The organism is Acidisoma sibiricum (assembly GCF_057837225.1).
This window is the reverse complement of record NZ_CM174445.1, coordinates 1,447,555-1,462,635: the sequence shown is the minus strand read 5'-3', so window position 1 is coordinate 1,462,635 and position 15,081 is coordinate 1,447,555. Positions and strand designations below refer to the sequence as shown.

Annotated in this window: 12 protein-coding genes and 2 pseudogenes; 2 read left to right on the top strand and 12 right to left on the bottom strand. The window is 62.9% G+C overall.

Annotation, left to right across the window (positions count from 1 at the left end; all coding sequences use genetic code 11):
• The first annotated feature begins 271 nt into the window (after positions 1-271).
• The gene (locus tag AC3G7M_RS07075) at positions 272-1,681 is read left to right on the top strand and encodes an amidase (RefSeq protein ID WP_489215124.1); all 1,410 of its coding nucleotides are present in this window, start codon (positions 272-274) and stop codon (positions 1,679-1,681) included.
• Here the strand turns inward: AC3G7M_RS07075 and AC3G7M_RS07070 are convergent.
• The 5 genes and pseudogenes from AC3G7M_RS07070 to AC3G7M_RS07050 all read right to left on the bottom strand — a co-directional run bounded on the left by AC3G7M_RS07070 (position 1,678) and on the right by AC3G7M_RS07050 (position 4,745).
• Positions 1,678-1,971, bottom strand: a complete 294-nt coding sequence (locus tag AC3G7M_RS07070) for a GNAT family N-acetyltransferase (RefSeq protein WP_489215122.1) — start codon at positions 1,969-1,971, stop codon at positions 1,678-1,680. The genes AC3G7M_RS07075 and AC3G7M_RS07070 overlap by 4 nt on opposite strands.
• A gap of 249 nt (positions 1,972-2,220) precedes the next feature.
• Positions 2,221-2,472, bottom strand: a pseudogene (locus AC3G7M_RS07065) (hypothetical protein); the annotation flags it as partial.
• Between the two features lie 195 nt (positions 2,473-2,667).
• Positions 2,668-2,807 (bottom strand): annotated as a pseudogene (locus AC3G7M_RS07060) (ISKra4 family transposase); the annotation flags it as partial.
• Between the two features lie 763 nt (positions 2,808-3,570).
• The gene (locus tag AC3G7M_RS07055; protein WP_489215121.1) at positions 3,571-4,137 is read right to left on the bottom strand and encodes a pyridoxamine 5'-phosphate oxidase family protein; all 567 of its coding nucleotides are present in this window, start codon (positions 4,135-4,137) and stop codon (positions 3,571-3,573) included.
• 62 nt (positions 4,138-4,199) lie between these two features.
• Positions 4,200-4,745 (bottom strand): carboxymuconolactone decarboxylase family protein, encoded by a 546-nt coding sequence (locus AC3G7M_RS07050; RefSeq protein ID WP_489215119.1) that lies wholly within the window; start codon positions 4,743-4,745, stop codon positions 4,200-4,202.
• Between the two features lie 119 nt (positions 4,746-4,864).
• Here AC3G7M_RS07050 and AC3G7M_RS07045 point away from each other — a divergent pair, with 119 nt between their 5' ends.
• Positions 4,865-5,788, top strand: coding sequence for a LysR substrate-binding domain-containing protein (locus tag AC3G7M_RS07045; RefSeq protein ID WP_489215118.1), 924 nt, complete (start codon positions 4,865-4,867; stop codon positions 5,786-5,788).
• Between the two features lie 107 nt (positions 5,789-5,895).
• Here AC3G7M_RS07045 and AC3G7M_RS07040 read toward each other — a convergent pair whose 3' ends face one another.
• The 7 genes from AC3G7M_RS07040 to AC3G7M_RS07010 all read right to left on the bottom strand — a co-directional run bounded on the left by AC3G7M_RS07040 (position 5,896) and on the right by AC3G7M_RS07010 (position 15,076).
• Complete coding sequence (locus AC3G7M_RS07040) at positions 5,896-7,386, bottom strand: BLUF domain-containing protein (RefSeq protein ID WP_489215116.1); 1,491 nt, start codon at positions 7,384-7,386, stop codon at positions 5,896-5,898.
• Between the two features lie 247 nt (positions 7,387-7,633).
• Positions 7,634-9,790 carry a GAF domain-containing protein gene (locus AC3G7M_RS07035; RefSeq protein ID WP_489215115.1) on the bottom strand — a complete coding sequence of 719 codons (2,157 nt, stop codon included), beginning with the start codon at positions 9,788-9,790 and terminating at the stop codon, positions 7,634-7,636.
• Positions 9,791-9,817: 27 nt separating this feature from the next.
• Positions 9,818-11,134 (bottom strand): transcriptional regulator PpsR, encoded by a 1,317-nt coding sequence (gene ppsR / locus AC3G7M_RS07030; RefSeq protein ID WP_489215981.1) that lies wholly within the window; start codon positions 11,132-11,134, stop codon positions 9,818-9,820.
• A 222-nt stretch (positions 11,135-11,356) separates the two neighbouring features.
• Positions 11,357-11,992, bottom strand: a complete 636-nt coding sequence (gene ccmI / locus AC3G7M_RS07025) for a c-type cytochrome biogenesis protein CcmI (RefSeq protein WP_489215113.1) — start codon at positions 11,990-11,992, stop codon at positions 11,357-11,359.
• Positions 11,989-12,444: a cytochrome c-type biogenesis protein gene (locus tag AC3G7M_RS07020; protein ID WP_489215111.1), complete on the bottom strand. Its 456-nt coding sequence runs from the start codon at positions 12,442-12,444 to the stop codon at positions 11,989-11,991. The genes ccmI and AC3G7M_RS07020 overlap by 4 nt, the downstream gene beginning before the upstream one ends.
• Positions 12,445-12,494: 50 nt before the next feature.
• Positions 12,495-13,094, bottom strand: a complete 600-nt coding sequence (locus AC3G7M_RS07015) for a DsbE family thiol:disulfide interchange protein (RefSeq protein ID WP_489215110.1) — start codon at positions 13,092-13,094, stop codon at positions 12,495-12,497.
• Positions 13,091-15,076 (bottom strand): heme lyase CcmF/NrfE family subunit, encoded by a 1,986-nt coding sequence (locus AC3G7M_RS07010; protein WP_489215108.1) that lies wholly within the window; start codon positions 15,074-15,076, stop codon positions 13,091-13,093. The genes AC3G7M_RS07015 and AC3G7M_RS07010 overlap by 4 nt, the downstream gene beginning before the upstream one ends.
• Positions 15,077-15,081 lie beyond the last annotated feature (5 nt).

Sequence of the window (15,081 nt, the reverse complement as noted above, 5' to 3'; positions counted from 1 at the left end):
CTCGGCGACTGGCCAACGAAACGGCAGACGAGCCTCCCCTGGTGCAAGCTGACTCCTATCCTGAGCTGGATGCGGCTCAAATCGCGTCTACCAACCAACACTTGGTTGCGATTTCAGCGCTACGCCACCCGGGCAAGCTTACGGCCGCCCAGCTGGCTGACCTAACGGCCGCCATGGAGCTGCAAACCCGCCATCTCGAGACCCTGCATCGCTTTCCGCTGAGCAACGCGGATGAACCTGCCTTTATCCGCGCGCCTCTGGGGGGCGCCCGATGACTGCCAGCAGCATCGCCTTCCGCACCATCCCCGAACTCGGTGCGAAGCTGCGTGCGGGCCAGGTCTCTGCGGTAGAACTGGCACAGGCGTGCCTGGCAAGGCTGGACAGCGACGGTCGACGTCTCAACGCAGTCGTAACCCTCACACCTGACATCGCGCTGCGCGAAGCGGCGCTCGCGGATGATGAGCTGCGCGGCGGCCTTGATCGCGGCCCGCTGCATGGCATTCCCTATGGCATGAAGGACATCGTGGCCGTTGTCGGCGCTCCCACGACCTGGGGGGCCGCGCCGTTTCGTGACCAGACCTTCACGCAGGAAGCAACGGTGGCGCGGAAGCTGCGCGATGCCGGAGCGGTGCTGGTGGCCAAGCTGGCGACGGTCGAGATTGCCGGGGGCATGGGCTACAAAAATCCCAACGCCGCCTTCACCGGCCCGACTGCCAACCCCTGGGACGAGCGGCGTTGGACCAGCGGCTCCTCCAGCGGTCCGGGGGCGGCGGTCGCCGCCGGCGCCGTGCCCTTCGCGATCGGCAGCGATACCAGCGGTTCCATCCTTTACCCTGCTGCTTTCACCGGTATAGCCGGGCTGCGCGCGACTTATGGCCGCGTCAGCCGTCATGGCGCGATGACCCTGTGCTGGACGCTCGATCGGCTCGGTCCCATGTGCCGTACGGCCGAGGATTGCGGCCTCGTACTGGAAGCCATCGCCGGTCACGACCCTGCTGATCATGCGAGCCTCCACGACCCCTATCGCTATCGCGATCGCCCGCGGCGCAAGCGCGGCTTCCGCTTCGGCGTGATCGACGGTGCGTGTGACGGCATCTCACCCGAGGTGGAGGCAAATTTCAACGCCTCTCTCGACCTGTTGCGGCAGGTCGGCACGCTCGAGACGGTCGAACTGCCAGATTTCCCCTATGGCGCGCTCATCAGCACGATCGTCGCCGCCGAGGCTTATGCCGCCTTTGATGAGTTCATCGCCACGGGCGGCCTGGCGGAACTCACCTCGCCGCTCTCTGCCGGGCATCGCCTCGCCGCCTCGGTTCTGCCCGCGCATGACTACATCCGCGCCCAACGCATCCGCCACATCCTGGCAAGCCGGTTCACTGATCTCGCCGCAAGCTACGACGCGCTGCTCGCGCCCAGCCTGGGCGTCGTTGCCACCGGTCTGCATGACGACTTCGAGCTTGGCCTGCCGCGCGCGCTTGGGAAGCGACCGTTGAACCTGGCCGGCGTCCTAACCGGATCACCGACCATTTCCGTCATCAACGGTTTCGGCGAAGGGGGGCTGCCCACCGGTATCCAGTTCGCCGGGTCACCCTTGGCGGAGAACGTCATCCTCGATGCGGCCTCCGCGCTTGAGGGCATGACGGATTGGGCCTCCCGTCGGCCGCTCAATTTTGCCGCCTAAAGTGCCTCGTTTCTGAGCAGCGCGAACATGGCCGTGTCCCAGCGCGCGGTACCCACGCGAACCGATGAGCGCCGCACGCCCTCTCGCACGAAGCCGAGGGCCTCGCAGGTGCGAATGGCAGCCTCGTTGAAGGTATAAACGTTCAACTCCAGCCGCTCGAATCCCGGCAGAGCAAAAACGCGTTGCACGATCATCTGGAGCAATTGGACCGCCATTCCTTGCCCACGAAAGGCCAGATGACGGCGACGCGCGCCAGCCGCCCCACGCCATGCCGCCAATCGAGCGCACATTGAGCATGAGCCACGACGACGTCCCGCTCTACGCCGTTGAACAGCCAGCGTGTCGGCGGATCGGCCTCCGCCTCGCGCAAAAACTCGCGGGCCGCGACAATATCACCGACAACCTCGAAAGGAGCGCTCCAATCTAACTAAAGGACAACAACCCCACCGTCAGCAAAACCGGCCAACATGGCTGTGGGTCGCCGGACAAGACGGTTGACGCTCTACATCGAATCCGCGAAGCGGAAAAATCCTGGTCTATCAGGCCGCTAGAACGCTGCTCGCTTCCGGTTTCAGTCGGCCATCCAACACCGCGGCGCGGACGACGGCGATGCGATGAGCGCCCTGAGGGGACCATCTCATCGGCTGCTTCTTGGCCATGCGAGCGTTGGCGATCTCGTCCACGCAGCCCTCTGCCCGAGAGGTTGAAATCGGCATTTTGGAACGGTATCGCTCGCCATAGTCGATGAGCGAGCCGGTATTATTGGCCAGGTAGCGACGGAGGTCGTCGCAGTTCCACAGTAGCCTGGCGACAGGGGGTCGAAACTTGCCGCCGTTCACATAGGCAACGTCCGATGCCATGTGGCGCATGCCGAATAACTCATCATGGGCCTCCTCGTGATAACCGTTCCAGATCAAATGGCGAAGGCGTCCAATCCTCCACTCGACCATGTCCAATGCTGCTCGGTGCCGAGGGTCGAGGGCATAGATGCCCCGGAGTGCTTGCTCGATGTGCTGCACGCGCATGGAGATGTGCCACCAATCCAGAATGCAGGTGGTGGGCTCACGACTGCGGCGCGGACAAGACCGGGAAGTGCTGCTTCACCATCGCTAAGGACCGTGACGGCGCGACCTGGTTGCCATCCCTGATCACGAAGGGCCTGGCGCAGTGTCGCCAGCGCAGATTCCGCGCCCCTGGGCGCGAGAGCAAACCGTCGTGGTGGCTTTCCTCTCACCTCGATCTTCCCCACGGTGACATCGAGGTGTCGCGATTGGTAGCCATGGGCTGCCCGTATGTGCGCCCCATCAATCAGCACCACGATCTCGGCTGCCGGATCGATGATCGGTTCGGGACCCAGCTGCGTTATCGGCTTCTGTTCAAGATAAGCCGCGACGCGATGCGTTCGGTTGCGCATGGTCGCGTGGCTCATGGGATCACAGGGCAAAAGCGTACTCAGCAGCCGGGCCGCCTCGCGGTACCAGTGCCTGGCGCTTAGTTCGGCCTGTAGCCGCCGAAGCTCGGGCGTGCACCGGTCCGGCAGAAGGTCCGCCAGGGGGGACAGGGAGACATCCACAAAACCCCAGTCGTTCTGGCACGGGCACACACTGATCCGAGGCGCGTCAACGGTGATGGTGCCGAACAGTGTCTGGATTTTACGGGTCCGATTATCCCGGCGGCGTCTGAGCTTCATACAGTCCCGGCACACACGGGCGCAGGTGGCAAACTCTTCCATCTGGGTCTGGAGGACCAGGCGGGCGAGTTCGCCCAGCAAACCCTTGCCCTCGGACAGCGTCAAGCCGACCTCCTCTGCCGTTAGCCCGACAACCCGTCGTTCAAGCCTGCCCACTTCGATCGTCTCTACTTCTCCCCAGCACACAAAAAATGCGCCGTTAGCAAACTTGCGTATCACGCACGTTGTTACATCTTCCGCAAATGGCGAATTCGGTGAAGAGCCGGCCGACTACCTCGGCGGGGCTGCGAGAGCGGCAAAAAATTGGAGACGTGATGCGTTGCGAATGCCGCGATGCGCCTCGCGCTGGAATGTGGCATGGACGGCCTGCGTGTTGAAGACATCGCTGCCGAGGCGCCAGAATCTTTAGGCGCTGCCGATTGGGATAGTCCATCAGGAACAGGGCGACGCGATCGTCCGAGGCTACGTTGCCAAGACTGATGTACTGGCGATTGCCGCGGAAATCGGCGAACCCCAGCGTCGTCTCGTCGAGGACTTTCAGGAACCCGACGGGTCCGCCGCGGTGCTGGATGTAGGGCCACCCTGATTCCGAAACCGTAGCCATATAGAAACTGTCGCGCGCCTGTATGAACGCAGCCTCGGCAGCGGCAAAGCGGTCAAATGCGCGGTGACCGCTGAAGCCCTCCCACATTTCCACGCTGCCGTTGGCGGCCTGGGCGGCTCTCAGCCCGGGCCTCCAGACAGCATCGAGAAATTCGTGAGGCATGGTTAAGACCTCACCCCAAGGGGCGGCTGTCGGCGGTCATCTTCCGCCGACAGCCGATTGCTTCAGGCCGCTTCGTTAGTGCGGACGACCGGGAAGTCGATGTCCGTGCCGGCGACGATATTGACCATGTTGGTGAAGACGTTTTCGGCCACCACGGCGATGATCTCGATAACCTGCGCGTCGGTATAGCCGGCCGCCCGCACCGCCTGGAGTTCGGCTTCGGCCGCACGTCCGTGGTTTTCGGTGATCTTGCGGGCGAACGCGACCGCCGCATTGGCCTTGGGGTCAGACGAAGCGCCACGGCGGTTCAGGGCGATCTCGGCGTTGTCGATCTTCGCCAGGTTCAGGCCGAGGTATGTGTGGGCGGACAGGCAATAGTCGCAGCCGTTCACCTGGGCGACGGCGATCGCGATCCGCTCCCGGGTCTTGACGTCCAGAGCCTTGCCCAGGGCTCCATTGAGCCCCAGAAAACCCTGCAGAGCAGCGGGGCTCAGGGCCAACAGACGGAAAAGGTTGGGAACGACGCCCAATTGCTTCTCCACTGCGTCCAGCAAGGGCTGGGACGCGGCGGGAGCGGCTTCACGGGCGGGAACGGCTATGCGGGACATGGCATCCTCCAAACGATTTTGAACCGGCGTCTCCGGTGTGCCGCTATCACTAGGACCCCGCGCGGGCCGCGATAATCGCAATAGTTGACAAGTCTTTATTGCGATGCGCGCAATAGTTCATGGACCGTCTTGAAACCATGCGCGCGTTTGTCGCCGTCGCCACCATGGGCAGCTTTGCTGAAGCGGCGCGGCAGCTGCGGCTCTCCCCGTCCGTGATCACTCGTTCGGTCGCGGATCTAGAGGACAGGCTGGGCCTTGTCCTCCTCAATCGGACCACGCGATCGGTCCGGCTGACCGAGCGGGGCGAGATCTTCCTCGAAAGTTGCCGTCAGGTCTTGGAGGACATCGAAGGGGCCGAGCGCAGGGTCCGCGGCGAGGATGCGGAGCCGCGCGGGTCGCTCAAGGTCGCGGCACCCATCCTGTTTGGTCGGCTCCACGTGTTGCCGATCATCACGCAGGTTCTGACGAAGCATCCGGGCCTGAGCATTCATTTGACGCTGTCGGATCGCAACGTCCACCTGGCAGAGGAATCTGTCGACGTCGCGATCCGCGTCGGCGACCTGGCCGACAGCAGTATGATGGCGATTCGCCTCGGGGCCGTCAGCCGGGTACTGGTGGCCAGCCCGGGATATCTGGAACGTCGGGGAACGCCGAAAGCGCCGAACGACCTTTCGACCCACGACATCATTGCATTCGAGAGTCTCGACACGACCAACGACTGGCGCTTTGGGCCGACCGGCAAGTTGGTTCGCGTGGAGCCCCGATTGACCGTGAACAGTGGTGATGCGGCGATCGCGGCGGCGGAGGCGGGCCTCGGCATTTCCAGGACTCTGTCCTACCAGGTGATGACCAGTGTGCTCGCTGGCCGCCTGGTCCCGCTCCTGGTCAGTTTCACCGCCGAAAAGCTTCCGGTCAGCGCGATCTATCCCGCGCGTCGCATCGCGTCGACGAACCTCAACGCCTTTATCAAAAACGCCCGGGAGTACTTCAAAGACCACCCGCTCGTTCCGATCGAGGCGTGGGAGATCCCGGTAAGCGGGTAGGGCGGTTCTGGGAGGGCAGCGGCTCTGCAGCCGTTACCCCAGATGTTCCCTCCCAACCGCGAAGCGGCCGTGGGCATCACGCAGAATCGACCAGTCAGATGCCGACACTAAACAACCAGAGTGTTTGAGGCAGTGGTTTGACGCTCCAAGTCGAACTGCAGGCGGCTGCTCTGAGATGGATGCGTCAACTTCTTCTCATTTGTCCGGGATTTTTTGGAAGGTCTTAGGCCCCGCCCCTGCACGCCCGCGCGATGGCCATTACTGCGATCAGCACCGGCGGCGGAAGCTCCATCCCGTCCCATGAACTGCATCTTCTCAAGAATGAGATGATCAAGATTGAAAGCAGTCTTGCTGGCCAGATCGGCACCAGACGTCGCCAGGGCGTCTTTTTCCTCGACAAAAACACGTCCGCCGACGAGCACAACGAGTGCCGGATTGAGTGATGCCCGACGGGCGCCACTAATCGTCTTTTTGATGCGCGGCAACCAATGCTCTCTGCGGAAGGCCGCGCTTAGCGAGAGGTCCAGGACATCGAACCATTGCGCCGAGATGAGGTCCTGCAACGCATTGTCGTCAGTTGGATACTCAAACTGCGGCTTCCATCCCGCCGTCGACAAAACATCCATATCCAGCGCAGCACCCAGACGATGCAGCTCACCGGGCTCTGGTACAATCAGCACGAATGGCTGAGACACATCTATGGGAATAATGTGCTCTTCCTTCGCCGTGATCAGCCTTACGGCGGTCTGCAAGCGAGACAGTCCGAGCGTCACATCCAACTCGGAGCATATGTCTTCGCTCCATAGATCGCCGAGACGACGCGCTGCCGGTTCAAACAGCGTCCCATACAGGGGGGAGAGCCAGCCGTATCCTTGGCGCAATTCCGTGATGAACTCGAAAGCAGCGCGCTGATCCGGCTGGATCAGGAGATCGGCCAGCTCCTCTGCCTCGGTCAGGAGCGGTGACGGAAGCCGCGTCGAATCCTGCCATGCATATTGCCTGACAAGCTCGGGGATCACCGTCGAAATGATGACGCTCTTCAGCAAGGATGCCGTTGTCTGCTTAAGCCGCACTGGGCTGACGGCGTCTTGCCCCGCGCCCTCGCCGGTGGCAGCGTCCAGCGATACAGGGACCATTTTCAACAAGATCTTGGCGGCACTATCGGGATAATCACGGAGGCCTTCCACGACATCGCGCGGTGGGGCGACTATGCCGCTATGGCACCAGCCGACGTCACGAGCGGGTGTGGCGAGTTTCATGCTCCAGTCAGCAAAAGATCGATGATCGATCGTTCTTCTGTCCAGAATGTCTATATCGATGTGGCGCGAATCGTTTTTTATGGAGTGCATAACGCGATCGACACTATCGACCGGTCCCTCAAGCCACTGAAAGAAGTGCTGGTCATCATAGACCATCACGCCTGTGATGGATTCACACCGGTTCCTGGACTGAGCGGCAAGTGCCAGTTGGTCGAGCTGGGTGGCTGACAAAGCCCGAACCGCCGTGCTGCGGTAAACCACAGCACATAATTCCGAGTGGGATTGTATGGTTAGATCATCACGAGACTTGGTGACGGTCCACGGCTCTCCCTGAACCATTGTTCGCTCCATAACGGTCTTGCTTCCGCTCGTTGCGATCCCGCAGAAGTCTTCAACCAAAACAACGCATTACGGCTCAACTTGGCTGCGGCCTTCGTCTTAATCTGACGATATGTTAATCACCACGTTATCCATGGAGTTTTCGACGGCTGACGCTGAGTGTCAAGAAAATTTTACAGTCACCGGCCAGAACGGTTAACGACCTGTACCGCGCGACGGCTCTGTTCCTGCTGTCTGCCCTCGGTCCCTACTCGTCCAGATCCTGGTTGTTGGTATGCCAAATCAGATAGCCAAGCATTTTAGCTGTCCGCGCCACGGATCGCCGGACGGCTTCCAGAACCAGGGGGATGCGCGGTAAATCCATGCTTTCGGTCGTCTCGAGAGCGGCGACCTGCGCGTTTTCCAACACCTTGTTGAGAATTTTTCGGAAGCGTAGATCAGCCTTGGATGTGAGAAGCTGGGGCAGTGGACGGCGCCTCTCAATGACCGCTTCCTGAAAGCTCTGGCGCGCCGCCTCAGCCGCATTGCGATCGGTCTGATCGGTAAAAAACAGGACGAAGCCCAGAACGCGCTGGCGCGGCGCCAGAACGGCATCCGCCCGCACCAGGATGGGCGTCGTCACGTCATGAGACCGGTCAATGGATACCTCGCCGGTCCAGCTTTGTCTTTCTTTGGCAAGCCTGGCGAGCGCACGGTCGACGCTGGCGGAATCGGTGAACACGCGAGCGAGGTCGGCGAAGGATTTGGGCCGCGCGCTCCCGGGGGGCAGAAGGCCAGCGAAAGCGGCATTGATTTGCAGGATTTGCCCATCTGCATCAGCAATCACGACGGCCTGGCCGGCCTCATGCACCTGACGGCGGATCGTTTCCAGCTGGTCTTCGGCGATCAGCATGCGGACCGATCGAAATTGCACGACAAGATCGGCCAGGGTCTCACCAAACAGCCGCGCCGCAGCGATATCGGCGGCGGTCCAGCCATCTGCCGTACCCTCGACCCGCTGGTGCCATTGCGCGAAGGAGCGGCGCGGCGACAGCGTGGACGGATCGTCCCCGATCAGATGGGGCTCAAACGGGTTTCCGCCCCAGGTGACAGTACGCTTGCGCTCAGGCCTGAGCCACAGGAGGTATTCGCCGGGCGAGGAGGATATCGGAACGGCCAAAAGACCGGCGGCGATCGGCGTCAAGCTCGCGAATTCCGGCACATCAAGGCCAAAGGAGGAGGTCGCGACCATGTCGCGGCTCGGCCGGTGGTCAAGCCAGCGGCCAATATCGCGCAGGGCGGAGGTCGCGGGAACTTCGCCGAGCGGATGCACATTGCCTTCAAAGATCAAGGCTGCGCCGGTGGCGGAAACCGGCTCCAGCAGCGCGGAGGAGCCGTCAAACAGCGCACGCTGCCAGTCACCCTCCGCAGAGATCGCAGCGATAAGCCGCTGCTCCAGCCGGCGGACGGCAAGCTCGGCATAGCTGCGCGCGAAACTTTCCAAGGCCGCGATGCGGGTGGCTACGGCCTCTGCCAGGATCTCGCAAAGCGCGCGCTGCTCGAAATGCAGGAAACGCGGCTGATAGTGGTGGCAGGCGAGCAGGCCCCATAGCTTGCCGCCGACCATCAGGGAGACGACCAGGGTCGCGCGCACGCCCATGTTCTTGAGATATTGAACATGGATCGGCGACGAACTGCGGAGCAGGCAAAGCGACATGTCCAGCGGTTCGCCGGTGACAGGCGAGACGGAAGGCACCAGCGGCGACGGCGCGTAATCGAGATCCTGCAAAACGCGAACCCGGTTGCGCTCGTAAAGGCGCCGGGCGATCTGCGGAATGTCGGACGCGGGATATCGGTTGCCGAGATAGGATTCGAGATCAGGCTCCCGCATCTCCGACATCACCTGGCCATGGCCATGTTCGTCGAAGCGATAGACCATCACCCGGTCGTACCCCGTCACGTCTTTGAATATCTGCGCCGTGCGGTCGCATAGCGTGCTGAGCGCGTTGGCTGAGATGATCTGCTGAAGGGCGTTTTCGGGGTATCTGGATGTATCGACGGGCGGTCCGGCCTCCTCCAGCTCAATGATGAGGCCTCCGCCCCTGGGACGGTGCATGAGACCATCGAACCTGCGCAGCGGCCGGCCAATATGGCACCGCACGCCCACCGCCATCTCATCCATCGGTTCGGCCAGATGGGGCGTTATCCGCTCCAGCAGGTCACCGGGCAGATCACCCAGCCGGCGGCCCAGCACGTCACGATCAAGGCCCAGGAAGCCCCTAGCGTTCGCACTGGCGAGTACGACCACATGGTCGGGCCCGTCCACCAGCAGAAGCGCACCATGGGGCTGAATAGAGCCAGCAAGATGGATCTGCTCAAGTTCACAATTTGAAAGGGTCGCTTCACCAAACGCAGGCATAGACATGGTTTTTTGCCTAAGGTCGTTGAAGGATCACCGACGAGGGCTGGCCTTTAAGCGAGGCTGCGCATCAATCGCATACTGCTCCATCTTCTTATAGAGACTTTGCCGGCTCAGGCCCAGAAGTTCGGCGGCAGCCGTACGGTTTCCGTCTGCCACCTCCAATGCGGCATTGATGTAATAGCGCTCGACCAGCCCTAAAGTATCCTTGATGAGGACACCAAAAGATGGTTTTCCGCCCCGCGCCATGAGGCCGGCCAGAACCGCGTGCAGACCGTCGGTATCGTCGCGGCGCGCAAGCCTTCGGCCGATATCCCGCAACACGAGCGCGATGTGATCCGGCGAGCCGGGACCGCCGTCGGCCGCTGATACCTCCACCTCAGTCTCGCTGCCCAATTCACCATGGATGACGGTAGAGAAGAGCCGCACCGAACCATGTCGGCGCAAAAGGGAGAGCAGCATCGGGATATCGGCCCCAGGGGCGGAGAACCATCGGGTGAGCCGCTGCCCGATCACCATGCCCTCCGAACCCAGCTGCACGAGGTCAAGAAAGGCACGATTGGCATGCCGCAGCGTGCCCATACGGTCGATCACGATGAAGGCATCGGGCAGACGCCCGAAAAGGTCGCCCAGCACAACCTCGGTCGCAGCAGCATCAGATGGTCCCGGATAACCGCCGACAGGCGCCAGCTGAATCAGAAATCGTTGCCCCGTGGCGCCGGCCAGAGATGAAGCGCGCAGCAGCCACTCATCCCGCTCGGGCCCCATATGCAGCAGGATGGCCGGCGCGCGCCCATTCCGCTGCGCTTCCCGCAACATCGCCTGGAAGGTCTCGCGCTCATCGGCGCCGATTGCCTGCAGGATATCATGCCCGGGGGACAGACCGCAGGAGCGGATAGCGCTCGGATTCGCTTCCAGAATCTCGAGCGTGTCGCCGCGAATGAGGAGTACCGCTTCGTTCGAGCTGTCGAACAAATGGCGGTAGCGGCTCTCGACATCCCGAAGTTTCCAATATTCCTGCTCGACCGCCTGCTGAGCGGCGACGAGCCGGGCTTGAAGCTCCGCCACCACACGCAAGTTACGGCCAATCGCCAGGAGCCCGCCTTCGCCGCCCAACCGGACGACGGTATATTCCATCGGCAGCGCATTGCCGCTGGGGAACTGCTGATTGATCTGTCGAAAGGCGGAAATGCCGGTGGCAGCGGCATCGCTCACCATGCGCAGGACTTTTTTACTGCTGATCTCGTCGACGGTCTCAAGCCAGGACCGGCCTAGCCATATCGCGCCTTCTTCGCTCGAGACAGCATTCGCCAGGGACACCTCCTGAATGATTCCCTGGAGATCGAGCATCAAGATCACGTCAGGCGCCAATACCTGGCTTCCGGCCGCCCCTGTCACTACCGACCTACCCTTCTTTGACTCGTCCCGTCGCTGACATGGTACGACGAGTATACGTCACTTCCAATGTCTATTCTTTGCCGCGTTTGAGCCGTGAGAGCCGCCTGCTTGAGCGGCCCTCGTCTGTCCATCGGAAATAGGAACCCTCACGCCCGGAGGGCGGCATGATCCCGACTATTGCCCAGCCGGCGGGGTCTTGGCCGCTGCGGCGGCAGCTGCGTCGGCCTGGGCTTTAAGCGCCGCCAGCTGTGGATCGGGCCGGATCGCCAAAGCCTTGGCCCAGGCGACCGAGGCCGCTGCCGGATCGCCCATGCTCGCTTCCAGATTGCCCAGCAGCACAAAACCCTGCCGCGCCGCGCCGCTGTGCGGATCAAGCGTCGCAATCTTCGCCTGCAGCATCGCGAGCATCGCCTGGTCTTGCTGCATCTGCTCCTGTGCCGCCGCTATGCGCGGGGCAAGCGGTGCGGCCGGCATCTCTGGCGTTGCGCCCGGCAGATAGAGCGCGAGACCGGCCAGCGGCAGCAGCAGAATCAGCGCCGGCAGCAGCCAGCCGAGGCGCCCGGGCCGGGGCAAAGCGTCTTCGGCCACGGAGGCCATGGCGAGCAAGCGCCGCTCGATCTCCAAACGCGCCTGGGCCAGTTCCACGGGGCCGATGCGCCCACGCTCCCCTTCCTGGGTCAGTTCGCCAAGTTGCGCGCGATAGAGGATGAGCGCCGCCTCCCGCCGTCCGCGCAGCCTGATTCGCGTTTGCGCGACCACGAAGGGCGTCATCACGATCAGCGACAGGACGACAAAACCGATCCAGATCATGGCCGCAACAGACTTTCCAGTCGCGCCCGCTCGGCTTCAGACAAGGGGGCCGGCCCCGGCGATGGGCGCCGCTTGCGCTGCCAGACGGCGAAGAAGGCAATGGCGAGGCCCAGCAGCAGGGAGATCACCGGCGTTGCCCAAAGCAGCGCAGTCATGGCGTCGAAGGGCGGCTTGAGCAGAATGAAGTTACCGTAGCGCTGGACCATATAGGCAATGATCTGCGGATTGGATTGCCCCGCCACCACTTGCTGCCGGATGATGGTGCGGATGTCGCGCGCAAGGTCCGCGTTGCTGTCCTCGATGCTCTCGTTCTGACAGACGAGGCAGCGCAGCTGATGGCCGATGGCCTCGGCCCGCGCTTCCTGTGCCGGGTTCGACAGCAGCTCGGTCGGATCGCTGACCGCCTGCGCCCCCCCGACCGAGAGACTGAGGCACAGCAGCAATGTGCTCACCCAAACAAAAGGTTCTTTTTTGAAAAAAAGACCCAAAAAACTTTCATTCCTCATGATGCGGATTTCTCCGCGCGTTGCAGCAGCGGCACGATATCCCTCTGCACCACGGCATCGGTCAGCGCGCCGGCGTAGCGCCAGCGCACAATACCCTCCCCATCGATGAAATAGGTTTCGGGCACGCCATAGACGCCCCAGTTGATGGCGACGCGTCCCGGCCGGTCAATCGCGACGCGCGCATAAGCATTGCCGTTCCGCTTCAGGAAAGCGCGGGTCGCATCCGGCGCGTCCTTGTAGGTGATGCCCCAGATGGGCAGACCCTGGCGCGCAATTTCCCCAAGCACGCCCGCCTCCTGCACGCAGGGCACGCACCAGGAGGCGAAGAAATTCACCAGCATCGGCTGGCGCGGGTTCTGCAAATCCGCGCCGTTAAATCCGGGGCCGTCCAGTCCGGGCAAAGCGAAATCGGGAACCCGTTTGCCGATCAGCTGACTCGGCAGGCTATGCGGATCGAACTCGCCCTTCTGCATGCGTGCCAGCATCATCGCCCAGCCTCCGCCCGCCGCCGCCAGCACGACCAGCGGCACGCCTAACATCAGGCGCCGCCCGATGATGGCTTTCTGAGGAATTGGCTGATGCGGAATATCGCTCATTCTGCCGCCATCACTGCGTCCGGGTTTGGCGCGCGGCGGCGCAAGCGCACAGGCGCGCCGATGCGCAAGCGACGATCAGACAGCGATAGCGCGCCGCCGAAAGCCATGATCAACGCCCCGAACCAGATCCAGGGCGCCAGCGGATTGACGTGAATGCGCAGCACCACGCCGCCATCGCGCTCGTCCCCCATCGCAACATACAGGTCGCGCATGCCGTTCGTTTTGATGGACACATCGGTCGTGGTCTGCTGCTGCAGCGGGAAGGCCCGGCGGCCGGGATGCATGATCGCGACCAGCGACCCGGTCTCGGCATTAGTCACCTGCAGCGTCGCGACCCGCGCAACATAATTCGGCCCCGGCTGATCGTGGAGCGAGACCAGCGTCCAGTCATAACCGCCGGTCTTCACCGTCTCGCCCGGATGCACAAGCTGAATCGTATGCACGGCGAGCGTCATGCCGACCATGCCGGCGACCGTCACGCCGAGCCCTGCATGGCCAATGGCAGCGCCATAGCTCGCGCGCGGCAGCAGGCGCAGGCGGGCCCAACTGGCGCCCAGCGGCACCCGGAACAGCCGGCTGCGTTCGATCAGCTCCGCCGCCGCCGACAGCACCATCCAGAGGGCGAAGCCGAAGCCGACCGCCGCCACACCGCCAAGCCCGTGGAAGGTAATGGCGGTGAGGACGAAGGCCGCCAAGGCCGCCCACCACAGTCGGATCAGCGCAGGAGCAAGGGCCGCACGTTTCCAGGACAGCACCGGCCCCAGACCCATCGCCGCCATCACCGGTGCCGCGAGCGGAATCGCCGTGCTGTTGAAGAAGGGCGCGCCGACGCTGATCTGCTGGCCGAAGATGAGTTGCACGAAGGGTGGATACATCGTCCCCACCAGCACCACCGCCATAATGGAGCAGAGCAGGATATTGTTGAGCACCAGCGCGCCCTCGCGCGAGATCGGCGCAAAGATCCCGGCCGGCACCAGAATGGGTGCGCGGATAGCAAACAGCAGCAGCGAACCGCCGATCACCAGTCCCAGCAGGGCAAGAATGAAAATGCCGCGCGTCGGGTCATTGGCAAAGGCATGAACGGAATTGAGAAGGCCCGAGCGCACCAGAAACGTGCCCGACAGGCTCAGCGAGAAGGTGGTGATCGCCAGCAGTACTGACCAGATCTTCAGCGCCTCCCGCTTCTCCACCACAATCGCAGAATGCAGCAGCGCCGTGCCCGTCAGCCAGGGAAGCAGCGACGCATTCTCCACCGGGTCCCAGAACCAATAGCCGCCCCAACCCAGCACGTAATAGCTCCACCAGGAGCCGAGCGCGATGCCGCAGGTGAGGAAGCACCAGGCGGCGAGCGTCCAGGGCCGCACCCACCGGCCCCAGGCGGCATCGACGCGGCCCTCAAGCAGAGACGCGACCGCAAAGGCGAAGGCGATCGAGAAGCCGACATAGCCGGCGTAGAGGATGGGCGGATGAAAGGCGAGACCAGGGTCCTGCAGCAGCGGGTTGACCCCCTGCCCGTCCGCCGGCGGCGGCCAGATGCGGTTGAACGGATTGGACGCCGTCAGCGTGAACAGAAGAAAACCGCAGGCGACGGCACCGAGCACGCCAATCACCCGCGCCCGCAGCGCCGAAGGGAGGCCGCGCCCAAACACGGCGATCGCCGCCCCGCAGAGCGACAGGATGAGGCACCAGAGCAGAATGGAGCCCTCGTGGTTTCCCCAGGTGCCGGTGATCTTGTAGATCAGCGGCGTCAAGGCGCTGGAATATTCTGCGACATTCATGACCGAGAAATCGGAGACGACCCCGCACCAGATCAGCGCCAGAAACGAAAACCCGACAGCGATGAACTGGCCAAGGGCGAGCGCGGGCGCGGCGGCGATCAGCCGGGCGTCGTTGCGATGCGCGCCCCAGATGGAGAGCACCGCCTGGGCGAAGGCGATCACACAGGCGAGGGCAATCGCGAAATGACCAAGTTCCGGTATCATGCGCC

Coding starts and splice junctions, on each gene's coding strand:
- AC3G7M_RS07075 (WP_489215124.1), top strand. CDS start 272: ATGACTGCCAGCAGCATCGCCTTCCGCACCATCCCCGAACTCGGTGCG.
- AC3G7M_RS07045 (WP_489215118.1), top strand. CDS start 4,865: ATGGACCGTCTTGAAACCATGCGCGCGTTTGTCGCCGTCGCCACCATG.
- ccmI (WP_489215113.1), bottom strand. CDS start 11,992: ATGATCTGGATCGGTTTTGTCGTCCTGTCGCTGATCGTGATGACGCCC.
- AC3G7M_RS07035 (WP_489215115.1), bottom strand. CDS start 9,790: ATGTCTATGCCTGCGTTTGGTGAAGCGACCCTTTCAAATTGTGAACTT.
- AC3G7M_RS07010 (WP_489215108.1), bottom strand. CDS start 15,076: ATGATACCGGAACTTGGTCATTTCGCGATTGCCCTCGCCTGTGTGATC.
- ppsR (WP_489215981.1), bottom strand. CDS start 11,134: ATGCTCGATCTCCAGGGAATCATTCAGGAGGTGTCCCTGGCGAATGCT.
- AC3G7M_RS07055 (WP_489215121.1), bottom strand. CDS start 4,137: ATGCCTCACGAATTTCTCGATGCTGTCTGGAGGCCCGGGCTGAGAGCC.
- AC3G7M_RS07070 (WP_489215122.1), bottom strand. CDS start 1,971: ATGTGCGCTCGATTGGCGGCATGGCGTGGGGCGGCTGGCGCGCGTCGC.
- AC3G7M_RS07015 (WP_489215110.1), bottom strand. CDS start 13,094: ATGAGCGATATTCCGCATCAGCCAATTCCTCAGAAAGCCATCATCGGG.
- AC3G7M_RS07040 (WP_489215116.1), bottom strand. CDS start 7,386: ATGGTTCAGGGAGAGCCGTGGACCGTCACCAAGTCTCGTGATGATCTA.
- AC3G7M_RS07050 (WP_489215119.1), bottom strand. CDS start 4,745: ATGTCCCGCATAGCCGTTCCCGCCCGTGAAGCCGCTCCCGCCGCGTCC.